The sequence below is a fragment of the Acinetobacter sp. YH12072 genome, from assembly GCF_013419565.1.
GTDB lineage: Bacteria > Pseudomonadota > Gammaproteobacteria > Pseudomonadales > Moraxellaceae > Acinetobacter.
In genome coordinates this window covers 22,421-41,742 of record NZ_VOZV01000013.1, presented here as the reverse complement: position 1 = coordinate 41,742, position 19,322 = coordinate 22,421, and the positions used below count along the sequence as shown (strand labels likewise).

Annotated in this window: 21 protein-coding genes; 17 read left to right on the top strand and 4 right to left on the bottom strand. The window is 42.6% G+C overall.

Annotated elements, in window-relative coordinates:
• Positions 1-25: 25 nt before the first annotated feature.
• A complete protein-coding gene (locus FTU19_RS07430; protein ID WP_175968201.1) occupies positions 26-259 on the bottom strand; it encodes a sulfurtransferase TusA family protein in 234 nt (77 codons plus the stop codon).
• A gap of 381 nt (positions 260-640) precedes the next feature.
• Here FTU19_RS07430 and FTU19_RS07425 point away from each other — a divergent pair, with 381 nt between their 5' ends.
• Together FTU19_RS07425 and rhlB are read left to right on the top strand one after the other, a co-directional pair.
• Entirely contained in the window at positions 641-856 is a 216-nt protein-coding gene (locus tag FTU19_RS07425; RefSeq protein WP_004782461.1) for a cold-shock protein, read from the top strand.
• Between the two features lie 96 nt (positions 857-952).
• The gene (gene rhlB, locus FTU19_RS07420) at positions 953-2,104 is read left to right on the top strand and encodes an ATP-dependent RNA helicase RhlB (RefSeq protein ID WP_004782458.1); all 1,152 of its coding nucleotides are present in this window, start codon (positions 953-955) and stop codon (positions 2,102-2,104) included.
• Positions 2,105-2,164: 60 nt separating this feature from the next.
• On the opposite strand, the gene FTU19_RS07415 is transcribed toward rhlB, so the two are convergent.
• Positions 2,165-2,542 carry a hypothetical protein gene (locus FTU19_RS07415; RefSeq protein WP_171505595.1) on the bottom strand — a complete coding sequence of 126 codons (378 nt, stop codon included), beginning with the start codon at positions 2,540-2,542 and terminating at the stop codon, positions 2,165-2,167.
• Positions 2,543-2,807: 265 nt separating this feature from the next.
• On the opposite strand from FTU19_RS07415, the gene FTU19_RS07410 reads away from it, so the two are divergent.
• The 13 genes from FTU19_RS07410 (at position 2,808) to FTU19_RS07350 (ending at position 15,742) form a co-directional block, all read left to right on the top strand.
• A complete protein-coding gene (locus FTU19_RS07410) occupies positions 2,808-3,386 on the top strand; it encodes a nitroreductase family protein (RefSeq protein WP_034169994.1) in 579 nt (192 codons plus the stop codon).
• Positions 3,387-3,419: 33 nt separating this feature from the next.
• Complete coding sequence (locus tag FTU19_RS07405; protein WP_034704062.1) at positions 3,420-4,493, top strand: NAD(P)H-dependent glycerol-3-phosphate dehydrogenase; 1,074 nt, start codon at positions 3,420-3,422, stop codon at positions 4,491-4,493.
• A gap of 73 nt (positions 4,494-4,566) precedes the next feature.
• Positions 4,567-5,022, top strand: a complete 456-nt coding sequence (gene sixA, locus FTU19_RS07400; RefSeq protein WP_166138422.1) for a phosphohistidine phosphatase SixA — start codon at positions 4,567-4,569, stop codon at positions 5,020-5,022.
• 29 nt (positions 5,023-5,051) lie between these two features.
• Positions 5,052-6,194 carry a type II secretion system protein GspL gene (gene gspL / locus FTU19_RS07395; RefSeq protein ID WP_166138419.1) on the top strand — a complete coding sequence of 381 codons (1,143 nt, stop codon included), beginning with the start codon at positions 5,052-5,054 and terminating at the stop codon, positions 6,192-6,194.
• Positions 6,194-6,673, top strand: a complete 480-nt coding sequence (gene gspM / locus FTU19_RS07390; protein WP_004782448.1) for a type II secretion system protein GspM — start codon at positions 6,194-6,196, stop codon at positions 6,671-6,673. Before gspL ends, gspM begins: the two co-directional genes overlap by 1 nt.
• 90 nt (positions 6,674-6,763) lie before the next feature.
• The gene (locus tag FTU19_RS07385; RefSeq protein ID WP_005235085.1) at positions 6,764-7,765 is read left to right on the top strand and encodes a quinone-dependent dihydroorotate dehydrogenase; all 1,002 of its coding nucleotides are present in this window, start codon (positions 6,764-6,766) and stop codon (positions 7,763-7,765) included.
• 5 nt (positions 7,766-7,770) lie between these two features.
• The gene (locus tag FTU19_RS07380) at positions 7,771-8,352 is read left to right on the top strand and encodes a CvpA family protein (protein WP_005235088.1); all 582 of its coding nucleotides are present in this window, start codon (positions 7,771-7,773) and stop codon (positions 8,350-8,352) included.
• Between the two features lie 24 nt (positions 8,353-8,376).
• Positions 8,377-9,912 carry an amidophosphoribosyltransferase gene (gene purF, locus FTU19_RS07375; protein WP_004782444.1) on the top strand — a complete coding sequence of 512 codons (1,536 nt, stop codon included), beginning with the start codon at positions 8,377-8,379 and terminating at the stop codon, positions 9,910-9,912.
• Between the two features lie 91 nt (positions 9,913-10,003).
• Positions 10,004-11,893 carry a M48 family metalloprotease gene (locus FTU19_RS07370; RefSeq protein ID WP_180130592.1) on the top strand — a complete coding sequence of 630 codons (1,890 nt, stop codon included), beginning with the start codon at positions 10,004-10,006 and terminating at the stop codon, positions 11,891-11,893.
• Positions 11,894-12,102: 209 nt separating this feature from the next.
• A complete protein-coding gene (locus FTU19_RS07365) occupies positions 12,103-12,750 on the top strand; it encodes a hypothetical protein (RefSeq protein WP_166138416.1) in 648 nt (215 codons plus the stop codon).
• Positions 12,751-12,772: 22 nt separating this feature from the next.
• On the top strand, positions 12,773-13,753 hold the full coding sequence (locus FTU19_RS07360; RefSeq protein ID WP_180016661.1) for a D-glycerate dehydrogenase: 981 nt from the start codon (positions 12,773-12,775) through the stop codon (positions 13,751-13,753).
• A gap of 85 nt (positions 13,754-13,838) precedes the next feature.
• A complete protein-coding gene (locus FTU19_RS07355; protein ID WP_171521883.1) occupies positions 13,839-15,281 on the top strand; it encodes a M48 family metalloprotease in 1,443 nt (480 codons plus the stop codon).
• A gap of 101 nt (positions 15,282-15,382) precedes the next feature.
• Positions 15,383-15,742 carry a hypothetical protein gene (locus FTU19_RS07350; RefSeq protein WP_180016660.1) on the top strand — a complete coding sequence of 120 codons (360 nt, stop codon included), beginning with the start codon at positions 15,383-15,385 and terminating at the stop codon, positions 15,740-15,742.
• A gap of 80 nt (positions 15,743-15,822) precedes the next feature.
• Here FTU19_RS07350 and FTU19_RS07345 read toward each other — a convergent pair whose 3' ends face one another.
• Both FTU19_RS07345 and rpsU read right to left on the bottom strand, forming a co-directional pair.
• Positions 15,823-16,269, bottom strand: a complete 447-nt coding sequence (locus tag FTU19_RS07345; protein WP_004782432.1) for a GatB/YqeY domain-containing protein — start codon at positions 16,267-16,269, stop codon at positions 15,823-15,825.
• A gap of 33 nt (positions 16,270-16,302) precedes the next feature.
• The gene (rpsU, locus tag FTU19_RS07340) at positions 16,303-16,518 is read right to left on the bottom strand and encodes a 30S ribosomal protein S21 (protein ID WP_001136722.1); all 216 of its coding nucleotides are present in this window, start codon (positions 16,516-16,518) and stop codon (positions 16,303-16,305) included.
• A 146-nt stretch (positions 16,519-16,664) separates the two neighbouring features.
• Between rpsU and tsaD the strand changes: the two genes are divergently transcribed.
• Together tsaD and FTU19_RS07330 are read left to right on the top strand one after the other, a co-directional pair.
• Complete coding sequence (gene tsaD, locus FTU19_RS07335; RefSeq protein WP_159123897.1) at positions 16,665-17,681, top strand: tRNA (adenosine(37)-N6)-threonylcarbamoyltransferase complex transferase subunit TsaD; 1,017 nt, start codon at positions 16,665-16,667, stop codon at positions 17,679-17,681.
• A gap of 209 nt (positions 17,682-17,890) precedes the next feature.
• Positions 17,891-18,829: a sensor domain-containing diguanylate cyclase gene (locus FTU19_RS07330; RefSeq protein ID WP_180016659.1), complete on the top strand. Its 939-nt coding sequence runs from the start codon at positions 17,891-17,893 to the stop codon at positions 18,827-18,829.
• The last annotated feature ends 493 nt before the right edge of the window (positions 18,830-19,322 follow it).

The following is a 19,322-nucleotide window of genomic DNA, read 5'->3' as shown; positions in this document are numbered from 1 at the left end:
GAGCATCCAGTTTAATTGAAAATTTTTAAGATTCAATCAGGTAGTGATACTCGGTTGCAGAAATCTGTTGAGATTCGCATTTTAACTGATGCATTTGGCAATACCGTGTAACATCAGTTTGACTATGTGGATCTGATGACTTTAACAAGAATGTTTTGCCCTGATCTGCTTTTAATGCACGCTTTAACATCAGGAGCGGCATCGGACAGGGTTTACCCATGGCATCAATAATATGCGCTTGACCGTGGTTATCACTCATTTCCGTTTTATTCATATCGCAAAAAAGGCTATAAATATTAGCAAATAGGATGCCAAAACCCAACTATTTAGCTAAAAAGTTACATGAAATAATATATATAATTTTTCTGATATATATTGTGAAAAAAATAACTAAATCAAAAGGAACAAAGCTAAAAAATATCTATTAATTGTCATAAACCCATGTTAAGCTCGTTGCGTATTTAGGATTTCAGATAAACAAATTGATTGTTTTTCGCCCTATACACAATGGATGTAACCGGGATTTTGTTAATAGTTTTACAGAATGATTACAAGCTTAAAAATAATATTTTCAAACTTGTTTGCTCTGCTGTTTGCAACACCGGGTGGTCCTTTTTTTAGTATCAATGAGGATTAACTTATGACAGCTGCTCGTGAACAAGGCGTAGTTAAATGGTTCAACGACACTAAAGGCTTCGGCTTTATTCAACGCAACGGCGGTGATGACGTATTCGTTCATTTCCGTGCAATCCAAGGCGAAGGCCACCGTTCACTTCGTGACGGCCAACGTGTTGAATTCAGTGTAGTTAAAGGCCAAAAAGGCTTCCAAGCTGAAGAAGTTCAACCATTAGACTAATCTTCGGATTAAGCTAATAAACGCCCCAATATAAATTGGGGCGTTTTTTGTTTATACTATTCCATCTTAGTGATTATCAAATTAGAGCAGCGCTTTATGTCATCTGGTTTTGAAACCTTAAATTTACATCCCCAACTGAAAAAGGCAATTGATGCTTTAGGTTTTACTTCCATGACGCCGATTCAGCAGAAGGTTTTAAAATTCACCTTGGCAGGACATGATGCTATTGGTCGTGCACAAACGGGTACGGGTAAAACAGCCGCATTCCTGATTAGCGTGATTAATGACTTGCTGAATAATCCGGTAAAAGAACAGCGTTATCGTGGTGAACCGCGTGCACTGATTCTGGCACCAACACGTGAACTTGCCCTGCAAATCGAAAGCGACGCGCATGAGCTGACCAAGTTTACTGACCTGAGTGTCGTAACACTTCTAGGTGGTGTAGATTTTGACAAGCAGAAAGCTCAATTGGATAAAGCGCCAGTCGATATCATGGTGGCAACGCCAGGTCGCTTAATTGACTTCGTTGAACAAAAAGAAGTCTGGCTGGATCAGATTGAATTCCTGGTGATTGATGAAGCTGACCGTCTACTGGATATGGGCTTTATTCCATCAGTAAAACGTATCGTGCGTTTCTCGCCACGCAAAGAGCAGCGTCAGACACTGATGTTCTCTGCAACCTTTAGCTATGATGTCTTGAATCTGGCACAGCAATGGTTATTTGAACCGGTGACTGTTGAAATTGAGCCGGAAAAGAAAACCAATGCCGACGTTGAACAACGTGTTTATATGGTCGCGAAGGCAGATAAATACAAACTGCTGCAAGACATTCTGCGTGATGAGCCGATTGAAAAGGTCATGATTTTCGCTAACCGTCGTGATCAGGTACGTAAGCTATATGATCATTTAAAACGTGATGGTTATAAGGTGGTAATGCTGTCAGGTGAAATTGCCCAAGACAAACGCTTAAAAATGTTAGACCAGTTCAAAAATGGTAAACATAACATCATGATTGCGACAGACGTTGCCGGTCGTGGTATTCATGTGGATGGCGTATCTCATGTGATTAACTTCACTTTACCTGAACAGTCCGATGATTACGTACACCGTATTGGTCGTACTGGTCGTGCGGGAACGCGTGGTGTAAGTATCAGTTTCCTGGCGGAAGATGATGCGTTCTATTTGCCAGAGATTGAAAAAGCGATTGGACAAAAATTACCGCTGACCCGTTTGGAAGGCTATTGCTAATCTAAACTGCAAAAAAACCGCTCTTAAAGAGCGGTTTTTTATTACTGCACATGTTGAAGCTTATTTTGCTTCACAGCGGAACGTTAAAACAGTCTGATAATCATCATTCTGGTTCAATCCGGTGTTGGTGCCGGCAATATTGCCTAATACAGTCGCAGCAGCCTGAATCATTTGTCCGGTCTGTTCATCGACTACACCTTTTAGTGCACCATTATAAGAAGTTTTTTCATCCAGAATAATCGCAGTTGCTTTGGAGCCACAGGTTTTGCTGGCGGCATTCACTGCATTATTTTTAGAGGTTAACTGGTTTTTACCTAATCCTGTTACTTCAAACTGATTATTTTCCTTTTGAACCGCCACTGAAGTCGGGTTAGATGCACAGGCAGTTAAAAGTAGAGCTGAAGCTGCTAATCCGCTGATCGCAATTGTTTTTTTCATCATAAAATCTCGCTTGAAAACAGAACTGGGAATATTGAAACACAGTAAAAAGCACAGAATTAGGAGCTGTTGTATAAGTTTGGCAATTTTTGATGTTGCTCTATGAGAGAAAAGTGAATGAAAGAGACCTTTTATTGATTCCATAGAAAATATTGTAATCTTCCTTAAATATTTTCAAGGTAGAGGTATTTGCAAGTTTCTAGAGTATTACTAGTGGAATATGCTAATCTTGACCGTAGTTTTTAAGTTATAGATCTATAAAGCAATGACGGAATCTGTGGTCGACATCGTTCATCAAAATATTCACCAACGTCAATCAATAGGACATTTGCTGGCACCTGCGCCGAATGCAGAACAGTTAGAAATGGCATTTAAAGCTGCTTTGACAGCACCGGATCATCACCGGTTAAAACCTACCACTTTTGTGATCATCCCGGATGCGCAACGTGAAGCATTTGGTGAACTGTTATCGCAAGCACTGATAGATCTGGGTCAAACTGAATCAGCTCAGATTGAACGGGTTAAGAATCATCCTTTTCGTGCACCTTTGCTGGTACTGGCATTAACCCGTTTGCAGGATCATCCGAAAGTGCCACATTTTGAGCAGATTTTGAGTTCAGGTGCCGCTATTCAAAACTTCTTGCTGTCTTTGCAGGCTCAAGGTTTTTCAACTATGTGGCGTAGTGGCGCAGTAGTAGAATCAAAATTTTTCAAGCAGTCGCTCGGCATTGGTAAGGATGATCTGGTTTCTGGCATTATCTATATCGGTACGGCGGCAAAAGCGATTGCACCACGTGCTGAAATCCAGACCCAGAATTATGTAAGTTATTGGAATCAAAACTAAGGCATTTCAAGACACAGGATATTAGAAAACAAGATGTCAGAATTAAATTTTACCGATTTGATTGAACCGGTAGTGGTCAACCAGAATACGGCTTTAAGAATTACAGTTTTAGGCGGTGGTAGTTTTGGTACTGCAATGGCCAATACCGCGGTTCGAAATGGCTGCGATACCATGATCTGGATTCGTGATCCGGAAGTAGCTGAAGATATTAATGCAACACATATCAATAAACGCTATCTACCGGATTTTAAGCTGGAAGAAAATCTGCTTGCTGTGTCCGATCTGGAGAAGGCTGTTCGTGATCGCGATATTATTCTAGTCGCAATTCCAAGCCATTCTTTTCGTGATGTGTTGCAGCAGATCAAGCCTTTTATCACATCTCAAGCCGTGATTTCCCTGACAAAAGGGATTGAGGCCAATACCTTCAGCTTTATGAGTGACATCATTCGTGAAGAACTACCGGAAGTGCCTTATGGTGTGCTGTCTGGTCCAAACCTGGCCAAAGAAATTGTCGCAGGTCAGCCGGCAGGTACGGTGATTGCCAGTGAATCTGAACTGGTACGTTATGCAGTGCAACAGGCACTCCATAGTGCATTATTCCGTGTTTTTGCCAGTGATGATGTACATGGCGTAGAACTGGGCGGTGCGCTGAAAAATATTTATGCGGTCGCGATGGGGATGGCGGCTGCCTATAATGTTGGTGAGAATACCAAGAGTATGATTCTGACCCGTGCTCTAGCGGAAATGAGTCGGTTTGCAGTCAAGCTGGGTGCAAACCCGCTGACTTTCCTTGGGCTTTCAGGTGTAGGTGATCTATTTGCCACTTGTAACAGTCCGCTGAGTCGTAACTATCAGGTTGGTTATGCATTAGGTAAGGGTAAAACCCTAGAGCAGGCGACGACTGAACTGGGTCAAACTGCGGAAGGGATCAACACCATTGTGCAGGTAAAAGCGCGTTCAGAAGAGCTGGATGTGTATATGCCGATTACAACTGCCTTGTATGAAGTGATCTTTGAAGGAGCGCCGCCGCTGACGATCGCTTTATCCTTGATGAAAAATGGTCATCGCAGTGATGTCGAATTTGTCTTGCCACATCATCAAGTCTGATCTATAACACAGGAAGCGCGATGATTATAATGCTGACTGATGACCGTAGCGACCAAATAAATAGGGAAATAAGATGCAACTGACTTTAGTGCGACATGGCGAAGCCGCGCCACCAGTGAATGGGAATGATAGCAAACGTCCCCTAACGGAGCGCGGGCATCAACAGGCGGAACAGACAGCGCAGTATTTAAAGGATATCATCAAACCGGAAGTATTTGTGGTCAGTCCTTTATTGCGTGCACAGGAAACTCTGGCGCATTTACAGCACTATTTTAAAGATGTACCCGTTGTGATCTGTAATACCATCAAGCCTGATGATGATGCTAAAGTTGCAGTTGAATGGTTATCGCAACTGCCGTATGAGTCCATTGCGGTGGTTTGTCATATGAATGTTGTGGCGCATATTGCCTCCATTCTCGTGACTGAGTCTTTTCATCCATTTCATTTATCAGAAGCACGTATTTATGATCAGGCCGTGATTGCACCAGGCTTATCAACACAAGTTAAAAGCTTTATTCCAACAGTATAAAAACCAATTAAAACGGTAGAACACAATCGATGTTGTATTTATGGATGCCGGAAGCCAATGGGGTTTGGCAATGGTCAAAGGGGGAGTTCTGGAACACTGCTGCAACACTTGAGCAGCTGATTCAGGATATTCAGGCCTATCATGGTGAAGAGGCGACGGTCTTTTTTCCCAGTCGTCATGTGCAAATTTTGCAGCAGACTTTGCCAAAGAGCCAATATAAAAAAATGGGCAATGATGGCATTAAATATCTGTTAGAAGAATATGTAGTACTGCCTGTCGATACCATGAAAGTGCTGCATCATTTTCAGCAGCCTGACCAGATCAGTATTCTGGGGATTGCAAATTCTACAGTTGAAACTTTGCAGCATGCCCTGAATTTGATTCCTGTTAAACTCGCTGCATTATTGCCAGACTTTCTGGTTTTGCCAGTGCCTGAACATGCGCAGCAGCGCGTTATTGCACAAATTGGTGGGCATTTGCTGGTACGTGAAGCTGAATATATCGGCCAGTCAGTGGATGATCTGAGCCTTTATCTGGATTTTCAGTCTAAAGATCTGGAATATCAGGTCAGCAATCTCAGCCCTGAACAAATGAGCAGTTTAGAAGCGGTAGCAACACGTGAACAATTAAACTCGTTCCAATATACGTTGCCAATGCTAAAAAAACCGAAACAGCATCCATTTAATATCCTGCCAAAGGGTAAATCGGATCATACTGTTTCCGGTTACTGGAAAGCCTGTGCGGCGGTTTTTCTTGGGATTTTAGTACTACAGTTTACTTATGATGCGGTGCGCTGGTATCAATATAAAAAAGTCGCCAATACCACTGCGATGCAGGCGATTGACCAGTTTAAATATTGGTTCGGACAAAATTATCCGGTCACTGAGCAGAATATTAAAAGTCAGTTTGAAGCCCAGCTTCGTCAAAGTCAGACTGCGGATACTCAGGCTTTGCAGCTCATTAGCCGAGTCGGGCCGGTGTTGATGCAAAACCAGATTGTGGCACAGCGTGTCAATTATGATCCGTCTGGATTGAGTCTGCAGTTACAGTCCAATTCATCTGAAAGTTTAAATACTTTGACCAAGCAACTGGGGCAGCAGGGCTTTAAAGTAGAATTGGGGAATATACAGGCGAATGGAACAGGCGCCGTAGGACTGGTGAAAATACAATAATGAAAGCTATTGAAACCTTACAGAACCGCATGGATCTGCAAATTGAAAAACTGACCGATTATCTGGATCGTTTGTCAGCACGTGAACGCATTCTGGTAATCTTTACCACAATCTTTGTGCTGGTGACCGCTGTTGCGAGTGCACTCTGGGCAATGCATCAGGCAGCAGATACCCAGCAGAAACGTTTAAATGATCTAAAAGATACGCTGGTCTGGATGCAAAGCAATGCTGTTACTATGAAGCCGGCAGGAGACTTGCAATTAGATGCAGCAGAAAAAGTGCAGCGTATTGCTCAGCAACAAGGGCTGTCGGTCGCATCACAGCAAATGGATGGAAAAATTCAGTTGATGCTGTCTCATGAAAATTATTCTGTGCTGGCCAACTTCCTGACACAGTTGGCACAAATGGGGCTAAGTATCGAGAAAATGGAACTAAATAATGAAGCAGGGCAGATTAAATTAACAGCGACTGTGCAATAACTGGTAAAAATAAAGATTTGCAAAGCATGGTTTTTTTGTCAGCCTATGCCTATAATATGCCGACTTAAAAAGCAGTAGACTTTTCTAGATATGTTGTATTCTCTAGCCCGCCCTTTGTTGTTTTCTTTAGCACCAGAGCGTGCACATGAGCTGACACTATCACTATTAAAATCATCCCATAAAATGGGCATGATGCGTCAAAATGTTGCTGTGAAACCTGTGACCTGTATGGGAATCGAATTTCCTAATCCGGTCGGTCTTGCAGCAGGGTTAGATAAAAATGGTGCCTATATTGATGCCTTGGCCAGTCAAGGCTTTGGTTTTATTGAAATTGGTACCATTACTCCACGCCCGCAACCTGGTAATCCTCATCCACGTTTATTCCGTCTTCCGAAAGCCAAAGCGATTATTAACCGTATGGGTTTTAATAATGATGGTGTGGACAAACTGATTGAAAACGTTAAAGCTGCAAAATTTAAAGGTGTACTGGGAATCAATATCGGTAAAAATGCTGATACTCCGGTAGAAAAAGCAGTAGATGATTACCTTATTTGTTTAGAAAAAGTCTATAATTATGCTTCCTATATCACCGTTAATATTTCTTCTCCAAATACCAAGAACCTGCGCAGTTTACAAAGTGGCGATGCACTGACTGAATTGCTGGAAACGCTGAAGAATCGTCAGCTGGAACTGGCTCAGGAACATCAGCATTACGTTCCTCTGGTATTAAAAGTTGCACCGGATCTTGAAGCTGAAGATATTGCCTTTATTGCCAAGCAGTTATTGCAATACAAGATTGATGGTCTGATCGTGACCAATACCACATTGTCACGTGAAGGTGTGGAAGGTCTGGAGCATGCAGAAGAAGCGGGCGGTTTATCAGGCGCGCCAGTCTTTGAGAAAAGCACGGCATGTCTGGCTGCATTTGCAGAGGAATTAAAGGGACAAATTCCATTGATTGGTGTGGGTGGTATTCTTTCAGGTGCGGATGCGCTGGCCAAGAAAAAAGCTGGTGCAAGCCTTGTACAAGTCTATAGTGGCCTCATATATACTGGGCCGGAACTGGTTAAAGACTGTGTAGCCGCGCTTTAAATCCTATGAATGCCATTGATATCTTTCTACTGATTATCTTGCTCATTGGAGGGCTCAACGGTTTGCGCCAAGGATTTATTAAAGCCTTTGCGAACTTAGTGGGATGGATTTTTGCCTTGATTATTGCGGCGAAATATTCAACACTACTTGCGCCCTCAATGGTTGCTCTCAGTACAGATCCAGTGGTACAGAAGATTGCAGCCTTTGCCTTTATCGTTCTGATGATTGTGGTACTCACCTGGATTGTCACCTTTCTGCTCAACCGCATTTTAAAAACCCTGAAACTTGGTCCGCTGAATCGTCTTGCGGGGGGTGTTTTCGGCAGCCTGAAAGGTTTGCTGATTGTCCTGATTACCATGCAGGGGATTGGCCCTTGGGTGGAAAGTTCGCCGCACTGGAAGCAGTCCAAATTTATACAGGTCTTATTGCCATATGCGCCTTGGGCAACAGAGCTCTCCAAAGAAGCTGCAAATGGCGCCCTGCAACATATCAAGTCTGAAGGGGCACAGAAACCTTCAGATTCCTCATCTGAACCGGCATCCAAGGCCAAGAGTTCAGATGCGTCAACGAATAATCCTTTTTATTAATCCTAGCTTGTCTGCGAGGTTGCTATGTGTGGAGTAGTTGGTATAGCTGGTAAATCACCTGTTAACCAAATGTTGTTTGATGCATTAACGATGTTACAACATCGTGGACAAGATGCAGCTGGGATTGTGACTTGTCAGGAAGGCCGCCTGTTCCTGCGTAAAGATGTCGGTATGGTCCGTGATGTATTCCATACCCGTCATATGCGTGCTTTACAGGGTAATTATGGTATTGGTCATGTGCGTTACCCAACGGCGGGTACTTCAAGCAGTGCCGAAGCGCAACCATTCTACGTAAACTCACCTTATGGGATTACACTGGCGCATAATGGTAACCTGACCAATGCTGAAGAAATTCATGATGACCTGTTCAAAACTGACCTGCGTCACATGAATACTGATTCAGATTCAGAAGTGCTACTAAACGTACTGGCGCACGAATTACAAAAACGTGGCAAGCTGGTACCAACATCTGAAGATATTTTCCAGGCTGTGACGCGTGTACATGAACGTTGCAAAGGTGGTTATGCTGTTGTTGCGATGATTACTGGTCAAGGTCTGGTAGGCTTCCGTGATCCAAACGGTATCCGTCCATTAATTTATGGTTCGCGCGAAACAGAAAATGGTATGGAATATATCATTGCTTCTGAATCTGTAGCGATTACGGCACTAGGCTTCAAAGTTGAACGCGATATCGAACCGGGTGAAGCGGTTTTCATTGATTCTGACGGTAATTTCTTTACCCAGCAATGTGCAGCAAATCCAGAATACCGTCCATGTATTTTTGAATATGTGTACTTTGCCCGTCCAGATGCAACCATTGATGGGATCTCTGTGTATAAAGCCCGTCTGAAAATGGGTGAGAAGCTGGCACAAAAAATTCTGCGCGAGTGGGGCGATGAGCACGACATCGACGTGGTGATTCCAATTCCGGATACTTCACGTACTTCTGCACTTGAACTGGCTAATATGCTAGGCGTGAAATTCCGTGAAGGTTTCATGAAAAACCGTTATATCGGCCGTACCTTCATCATGCCAGGTCAGCAACTGCGTAAAAAATCAGTACGTCAAAAACTGAACCCGGTTGAGCTCGAGTTCCAGGGCAAAAACGTTCTACTGGTCGATGACTCGATTGTGCGTGGCACGACTTGTAATGAAATTATTCAGATGGCACGTGATGCGGGTGCGAAAAAAGTATTCTTCGCTTCTGCGGCACCTATGGTGAAATATCCAAACGTATACGGTATTGATATGCCGGCGAAATCTGAACTAATCGCTTCTGAACGTAGTGTAGAAGAAATCCGTGAAATTATTGGTGCTGACCGTCTGATTTTCCAGGATCTGGAAGACCTGAAAGATGCAGTACGTACCAAAAAAGTTCCTCATTTGCGTGAATTTGACTGTTCTGTATTTGATGGTGTGTATGTCGCAGGTGGAATCAATGCTGAATACCTCGATCAATTAGAGCAAAAACGCAGTGATGGCGCCAAAAAAGGCGACAATTTTATTGATGTGAATATTGATGCAGCATCAGTTGATCTGACCGGTGTACGGGAAGTCTAAGCAATTAAAATCATGATGAAAAAGCGGGAATTTCCCGCTTTTTTGTTTTATGATGAGCCCAAGGAAAGACCAGATCAGTTAGGGTGGTAGATTGAAAAGCGTAGGATATGCTTTGGTCAAAAACAAGAATATGCTATTGCTAGCCAGCTTTTGTCTGATTGCGATACTATTAACAGTTCTGATTATCAATACAGTGGTTGGCCTGTTTGTTTTCTATGCTGATCCTGGCCAGTCCATATGGTGGCATGTTCTTAGTCCTTATCTGGTTGCGCTAGTTTTATTTTTGATGATTATTTCGGTCATCTATGAGTTTTATACATTCCGTGCCGGCGGCTATTCTTTAGCCCAGCAAATGGGCGCGCGTCGACTGAACCAGATGGAAAGTATTCCGGAAGAAAGTGCTGCACTACGGATCAATACTCAACTGGCAGATACGTTCCTGATTGAACCGCCAGCTATGTATGTCCTGCCGAATGAAGTGGGGGTCAATGCATTAACAGCGGGTTTTAGTCCACGTGATACTGCTATTATTCTGACTTGGGGTGCATTACAGACTCTAGATGAAATTGAACTTTATGGCTTGCTTAGCCATGAATTTAACAAGATTCTATCTGGTGAAACAGCTGAAAATACCCGCCTGAAAATTCTATATAGCAGTCTGACCACTTTTAGCCAATGGGGCAGCAAGATTGCGAAGTTGGGGTTTTATCGAAATGATGTACCTCGCGAAAACAAGTTTGAAACCTTCTATGTCTCAATCGGAGCAGTCATCTGGTTGATTGGCAGCTTGGGTATTTTGATCACGCGTTTTATTAAATATATTTCATTGGGCGGACGTACCTATAAAAATGATCAGAAAACCCGACGCCTGATTCAGAATGATGCCAATATTCAGACTTTATTGCGCATTCATGTGCATCATTCAGGTTCACAGATTTATAGTGAATATGCCGAATCCATTTCGCATATGTGTTTTGCCAATTCTTTAAGTCCACAGAACTGGTTGAATATTCATCCGAATATTAATCAGCGTATTTATGAATTAAATCCTGCTTTGATTCAGGATTTGCAGCTCGAAAATCTGAAGAAATTAAAAAACCAGCCTTTGTTTAGTTTGTTTCGTTCACTCGAAGATGTCGTGCCTGAAAGCACAGCAGTCTGGGAATCCCCACAGCCTTTGCCTTTGTTGCGTTTGTCTCCGATCAGTTTTGCGATCAAAGATGCCATCAAGCCATTGAATCCTGAACTACGTGCCAATATGCCGCGTCCAGAGCTGATTGAACGTGCTTTGCAAACTTCGACGGGTTCACGTGAGGTGATGGTCGCAATTTTGATGATCCGGCAATATCGTGAATTTATTCCGACCGAGGCAGAAGTCAGTCGTGCGATTATTGATTCATTATTAAATCTGGATGGACGGGTACATATCTCGATTTTCCAGCAAGCCTGTAAAAATATTGGTGGAATGCCAACCACGGTGGCACGGCAGTTTTTAATGAAGCTGGCAAGGATTATTCAGGAAGATGGTGAAATCGGTTTGCTGGATGCCTTATTGCTAGAGCGGGTGAAGTATGAACTGAATTTGCTGCCGATGCATACGCCAACGTCTTTAGATGAGGTCAAACCACAGATTGTACGTCTGATTGATGCCTTGCTGCATGTGCAGCAGATTAATAGCGATAATCAGCTGGAGGTTCGGGAAAAGATTTTAAATCGTATTCTTAGCCCGCGAGAACTTGAGCTGTATAGTGAAATCTCAGATGAGCCGATTGATTTGGCCGAGATTTTAAATGATATTGCCGGATTGTTATTACGTGATCGTCTGAGCATGTTAGGAATTGCAGAAGTTTGCCTCTGGAGCGACCGGATCATGACTCAGGATGAGCTGGATGTGATGGAGCTTTTATACTGGCGCTTGGGCTTTGAATCCAATGAAATTACCCAGCAAATGCTTAAGAAAAACAGCTTGATGATTATCTAGTATTTTTAAATTAATAAGATGTATTTAAGTCCAGTCTTTCCAGAACTGATCTATAAACAAACTTGCAGTAGAAAAAAAGTAATCTTATAAACTGATTTCTATTTTGAGTTAAAATGACTCAAGATAGAGAGTGAAAAGCTGGAAATAGTTCGGCAAAGAAAAGCGAATCCCGTTAAAATGTTCAATCTGAAATAGGTGATGAAGAAAAGATGATTGGGCATCAGCGTGACATACTGGCAACATTAGGAATCGATATCTGGATTCCCAAGGGCGACGTATGTCAGCAGCATCAGGTTTCGATCTGGCGTGATCAGGCCCCAGCAGAATTACATAGCGAAATCATCCTGCCACAACCGACTCAGATTGCTCCGGTAGAAAAAGCTCCTTTAATTGCGCCTGAGCCTGTTACAGTTGAAGCAAAAGCTGAAGTTAAAAGTGAAGTACCAGTAATTGTTGCATCAATTCAGGAACAGCGGGAAATTCTGCATATTCCGCCATTCAACTTGCAGGCTTTAAGCTTGGAACATTGCACGATTGTCATCGATGCCACAGAAATGACCGAGCAAACCCAGCATTTATGGAGCAATATCCAGCGTGCTCTGCAAAGTGAATTTTATGAACTGAACTGGCCCTTTCCTTGGGTGAATCTGCAAGATGGCCGGGGTGTTGAATCTTATATTCAGGGTTTTCTGGACATGATGAGCCTGGAAAAAAATATCATTTCCCTTGGCTCTATTCCGCATGTGACACATAATAAAATGATTCAACTGGCATCTTTACAGGAAATGCTGGATCAGCCCATACTTAAAAAACGCTTATGGCAGTTTATGCAAAACAGGCCAGAGAACTCAGAATAATATTGATGTGGAATAGGGACATATGAAACAAAAAGTGATTGTATTTAGCCAGATCGATCAGGATGTCCAGAAAAAACTCGAACAAAATTTTAATGTAGTAACTTTACAGCCGAAACTGGGCAATGTACATGAACAGTTGCTGGAACATGTGCGCGATGCCGATGGCATGATTGGGGCAGGCCGACTGCTCAATCGCGATAATCTGGCACCAGCAACCCGACTTAAAATCATTTCTAGTGTCAGTGTAGGGTATGACAACTATGAAGTTGATTATCTGAATGAAAAAAATATCTATCTGACCAATACTCCACATGTCTTGACTGAAACCACGGCAGATCTGGGATTCACACTGTTAATGGCAGCTGCACGCAAAGTGGCTTATCTGGATCACTGGACCAAACAGGGACAATGGCACCGCACGACACGTGAAGCACAGTTTGGTATGGATATTTTCGGAAAAACGCTGGGGATAATCGGGCTAGGGCATATTGGGGCAGCAGTTGCACGCCGTGGATTTTACGGTTTCAATATGAATATCTTGTACCATAATCGCCATGAAAAACCGGAATTGGCTCAAGGGCTCAGTGCACAGTATTGTTCTCTGAATGAGCTTTTGCAGCGCTCAGATTTCGTGGTGGTTACCGTGGATTTAAATGCTGAGTCAAAAGCACTGATTGGAGCAGAACAACTGGCACAGATGCAGCCACATGCGGTGCTGGTAAATATCTCCCGTGGGCCTGTGATTGATGAGCAGGCTTTGATCGAAGCCTTAAAAGCCAACCAAATCTTTGCTGCGGGTCTGGATGTCTATGAGAAAGAGCCTTTAAAAGAATCAGAATTATTTGAGCTGGATAATGTCATTACCTTGCCCCATGTCGGTTCGGCCACAGTGGCGACGCGTCGAAAAATGGCTGAGCTGGCTTATCAGAATCTGGTCGATGCACTTGAAGGGCGGGTGCCACGCTATGTGGTGAATCCTCAAGTAATTGGTTCATCTAAGTAATATTAAATAACATTTTCCTGCATCTATGCTCATTTTTCGATGCTATATTCGAGACAGGTTGAAACTGAATTTTAGAGATTTTTCATTGAAACGTTTGGTATTGGCGTGCGGGTTAGGTCTGTGTGCAACGGCAGGACATAGTGATAATAATTATTTTAATCAGCCTGCTGCACAATTTTCTGTACCGGATATTGGTGCGGGCGTCGGATTGATCGATCAGCAAAAAGAACAAATGATCGGCGAAAAGGTCTATCGTCAAGTCCAGAAACAAATGCCTGTGATTCAGAATCCATGGCTTGAAGATCAGTTGCTTTCTGTATTTTCCCACATTCTCAGTCAGACTAAATTACAGCAACCGATTGGTTTAATGCTAATCAATGATCCGCAAATTAATGCTTTTGCAGTACCCGGCGGATTATTTGCTTTAAATGCTGGCCTGATTAATTCTGCCCGAAATACGGATGAAGTGGCAGGGGTGATGGCACATGAAATTGCACATGTCACACAACGTCATTACAGTCGTTCGCAAGAAACCTTTAAAGGACAAGGACTGTTGGCCCTAGCAGGGATTCTGGTGGGTGCATTAGTCGCTTCACAGGCAGATGGTGATGCCGGTGCAGCAGTGATGATGGGTTCTCAGGCAGCACTACTGGATCAGCAATTGACTTATAGCCGTAATCAGGAACGTGAGGCGGACCGGATCGGGATGCAATATATGTATGCTGCCGGCTATAGTCCGCACAGTATGGCGGATTTCTTTGAAGTGATGCATCGTTCCACTAGCCGTTTAAGCTTTATGCCAGATTTCTGGCTGACGCATCCTTTAACTACTGAGCGTATGAGTGAAGCGCGTTTGCGCGCCAATCAGTTGCCTGCGGTTAAGCGTAATTTAAATGATCAGGATTTTGAAATCATTAAATGGTATACGCGGGTGCTATCACGTCAGACCACTGAACAACAGCTCAACTTAATGGTGCAACGTAATGATTTTCCTGGCCAGCTGGCTTTAACGGCTTATCAGCTTCAGCAGGGAGACTTTCAGGCGGCACAAGTCGCACTGGATCAAGCCAAAAAGCACAATAACATGCATCCTTTGCAGGTGTTATTTCAAACTGATATTTATCTGGGACAAAATCAGCTGGATAATGCGCTAAAAAGCATTAGTTCAGCCGCACGGATCATGCCGGAAAACCGTGCTTTAAATTATAAATATGCTGAAACCCTGATTCGTGCTAAACAGCCTGATCAGGCCAGAACGATTGTGCAGCGCTTTTTAAATAGCAATACCCGTGATGTTAGTGGCTGGAGATTAATGCAACTGGCAGCGAATGCAGCACCTGATTCATCAATAAAAGCCGCCAACGTCTTGCGTTATCGGGCTGAAGTAGAGTACTGGTCAGGCTATGAAGAAACTGCGATTAAGTCCTTAATACATGCTCAACGCATCAGCAAAGGCAATCAGTCTTTATCGGCAACGATTGGCCAGCGTTTAAAACAGATGCAGCAAACGCGACAGTTTAAAATTTAAGTCTATTTTTCTAATGATTTTTAGCTTCAGTAGATATAGCCGAAGTTCACTAAATCACGCTACAATCCGGACAAAGCTAAGTTGTCTATTTTAATTATTTTATGAAAAAAATATTCTTGGGTTTATGGATATTGGGGTGTGGCGGAAATTTATTGGCGGCTAGTGCGGCAGAATACGTGCAGTCCGTTGAGCAGATTAATGCTGATTATCAAAAAGAATCACGTCAGTTTTTAAAAGGTTTAAATCCGCAGCAGCAAGGTTTTAGCGCATCACAGAATCAGCAGTTTTGTGCGATTGTGCATCGTTATGTGGATCGTTTGTATAAGGCGGCAGACCAGAACCGGGCTTATCTAGATCGTCAGTATCAAAATTTAGGCAAGCAGGATGTCATACTGCAGGTAAAATCTTCAAAAGAGATGCAGTTGCTGAAACGTTATAATGTGGACTGTAATTTACAGTAAGAATAAATAAGGAAATGCTGAGAACTGTCCGGAATGGAGGCAGTTCAACGCAGATTTAGATTTGAAATATAATGGGGGAATTAAGCAAGTTTTGCTTTAATTTTTGCTGAAACTTGTGCAGGATCGGCGCGCCCGGCTATGAGCGGACGCAGAGAATTCATCACCTTACCCATATCTTTCATGCTAGTAGCTTGTTGCGCTTCAATTATTTGCGCAATCAGGGAATCAAGTTCTTCCTCAGTCATAGCTTCTGGTAGAAATTGAGAGAGAACCTCAACTTCGGCTTGTTCCTTACTAGCTAAATCATCTCGACCAGCGCCTTCAAAGGCTTTGATCGATTCTTTACGTTGTTTAATTTGCTTTTCAATGACCGCAAGAACTTGAGCATCGTCAAGTTCTTTACGCTCATCGACTTCGATTTGCTTAATTGCTGCTTGCAGACTACGAATGACCGTCAACTTTGACATATCTTTGGCACGCATGGTGGCTTTCAATACGTCAGTAATCTGGTTTTTTAAAGTAGTCATTATTTATTCCAAGCAGTCAATCACAAATTAATCTTAGTAAAGGCGAGTAGTACGTACTGATTCACGCGCCAATTTCTTTTGGTAGCGTTTAACAGCAGCAGCTTTTTTACGTTTACGTTCTTGAGTTGGTTTTTCGTAGAATTCACGTTTACGAACGTCAGCAAGAACACCCGCTTTTTCGCATGAACGTTTGAAACGACGGATAGCTACGTCTACTGGTTCGCCTTCTTTCAATTTAACTTGTGGCATGAAGAATCCTCATTAAGTTATGGATAAGATCAGGGCCGAATTGCCCTCGATCACAAGTGAAGGTCAGTATTTTACTCATTTACATCTCATATCACAAGTCTATAATAGTTGCTGCAATAGATTTGATACAGGTTATAGGCAGTTTAATGATCGTTTTAGGCTTGGAAACGTCGTGTGATGAAACAGGACTTGCGCTGTATGACAGCGAGTTGGGTTTGCGCGGACAGGTGCTGTACAGCCAGATTAAACTGCATGCTGAATATGGCGGCGTCGTACCAGAACTGGCTTCGCGCGACCATGTGCGTAAACTCATTCCCTTATTGAATGAACTGCTTGAACAAAGTGGCATAAAAAAAACTGAAATTGATGCGGTGGCCTATACCCGTGGTCCGGGCCTGATGGGCGCGTTAATGACTGGCGCACTGTTTGGTCGGACTTTGGCCTTTGCCTTAAATAAACCGGCAATTGGTGTGCACCATATGGAAGGTCATATGCTGGCACCATTACTTTCTAAAACGCCACCGGAATTTCCATTTGTGGCATTACTGGTGTCTGGTGGTCACTCACAGCTCATGGCCGCTTATGGTATTGGACAATATGAATTACTCGGTGAATCGATTGATGATGCGGCGGGTGAAGCATTTGATAAAGTTGCGAAAATGATGGGTCTGCCATATCCGGGCGGCCCGAATATTTCCAGACTAGCTGAGCAGGGCGACCCGAACGCCTTTGCTTTCCCACGTCCAATGCTGCATCAAGGTTTGGAGTTTTCATTCAGTGGTTTAAAAACTGCAGTTTCTGTTCAAATGAAGAAACTCGGTGAAGAAAGACGTGATGCAGATATCGCTGCGAGCTTCCAGGAAGCCATTGTCGATACACTTGTTAAAAAATCAGTGAAGGCATTGAAACAGACTGGCTTAAAACGTCTGGTGATTGCTGGTGGTGTAAGTGCCAACAAGCGTTTACGTGAACGCCTGGAAGCAGACTTGGCGAAAATCAAAGCCACCGTGTACTATGCAGAACCTGCGCTGTGTACCGATAATGGTGCGATGATTGCCTTTGCGGGTTATCAACGTCTAAAAGCCGGACAGCAAGATGGTTTGGCTGTGACCACAACTCCACGTTGGCCAATGACAGAATTGACGAATCCGGCAGAAGCTTGATTTAAAGATTCAGGATGAAGAAAAGGGGCCTTAAGCCTCTTTTTTTATTAGATTGCTTTTGTGGAGTAGAAATATTCAACAAATAATATTAATAAATTAATTATTTTAACTCTACCACAGTAAGTATTTTCTTATTGATACCGTAAAATAGTTTAATAATATAGAAATCCCACTCTATTATATGCGGAATGATGCAGAGACTATTTCGGATGGATAATATCAGTTTTAAAGGTTTTCAGGATGCGGGACAGGCAGTTTTAAAATATCTGCATCAGCATTTTGGCTTTAATTTATGGATGATCACCCGGGTAGAAGACAATGACTGGATTGTGCTGCAAAGCGAAGATCATGGCTATGCTGTCCAGCCAGGTCAGGTATTTGAATGGGCCAATTCTTTCTGCTGTCATATGGTCACAGGCAAAGGACCAAGAATCGCGCCTCGCTCTGAAGAAATTCCTTTATATGCAACTGCGCCAATTAACCAGCATTTCTGCATCAAATCCTATATTGGTCAACCACTATTTAAAGAAGATGGCAGTCTATTTGGAACATTATGTGCGGTTGATCCTGAAGCCAAGTCAGATGCCATCATTCAGGATCTGGCCATGGTCGAGTTATTTAGCAAGCTTTTGAGCTCCATCTTACAAGCTGAATTGCGTCAGAATGAGCAAATTCGTCAGCAAGAACTGCTACAGCAACAAGCCAGTAAAGATGAATTGACTGGGTTATACAACCGTCGTGCCTGGGAGAAACTGCTACAGGCAGAAGAAGAACGTTGTAAACAGTACGGTCATCCTGCTGCGATCTTATTTATAGACTTGAATGACCTGAAAAAAGTGAATGATAGTCTGGGGCACAAGGAAGGGGATCAATTAATTCAGCATACAGCACAAGTCCTTCAAGAAAATGTACGTAGCAATGATATTGTGGCGCGTATCGGTGGTGATGAATTCGTAATCCTGAGCATAGAAAATGACAAAACGGGAACTGAGCGTTTGCTCGATCGTTTAATTGAAGCCTTTGCCGAAGCAAAAATTGAAGCCGCATTTGGTATGGCGATGCGTCATCCAACGACTGGCTTAGTTGAGGCTCAGTGGCAAGCAGACAAAAATATGTTTGAGTACAAGCGCTGGAAAAAGTCTGTTTAAATATTTTTGATTTTTAATATTTTTAAGGAGGTGTCTGAGAATATTCAGCTATGAGCTGCCAAATTTTAAGCCCACAATAAATAGAAGTAATTAATTTCCTTTTATTCTTATTTTTTTAGGTTTTATTCAAAATTTAATTGTTTAGACATAACAACCATTCAAAAGATAATTTTTCGACTTTTTAACCCATTAGTTACAAATTTCATAAGTATTGTTGCAAAGAAAATATGCGTTATCTAGGTTGATTTCTAAGAGTTAGTTATGAGAGCTAACAAGACCTAGCTCTAGAAGTAATATCTTATTTTCTTATGATCATTGTTGTATGAAATATACATTAAAATTACAGAGTTAATCCCTGATTTATTAAAAGAAAGATAGTGCTCGATCAGAGTGTAAGAAATACTGTCCAGAAAAAATATGATCGACAGTTATTGGGTTTGTATTGTGTGATTTTAATACGCCCATCTTTCATTCTCATTGAATAAAAATGCAA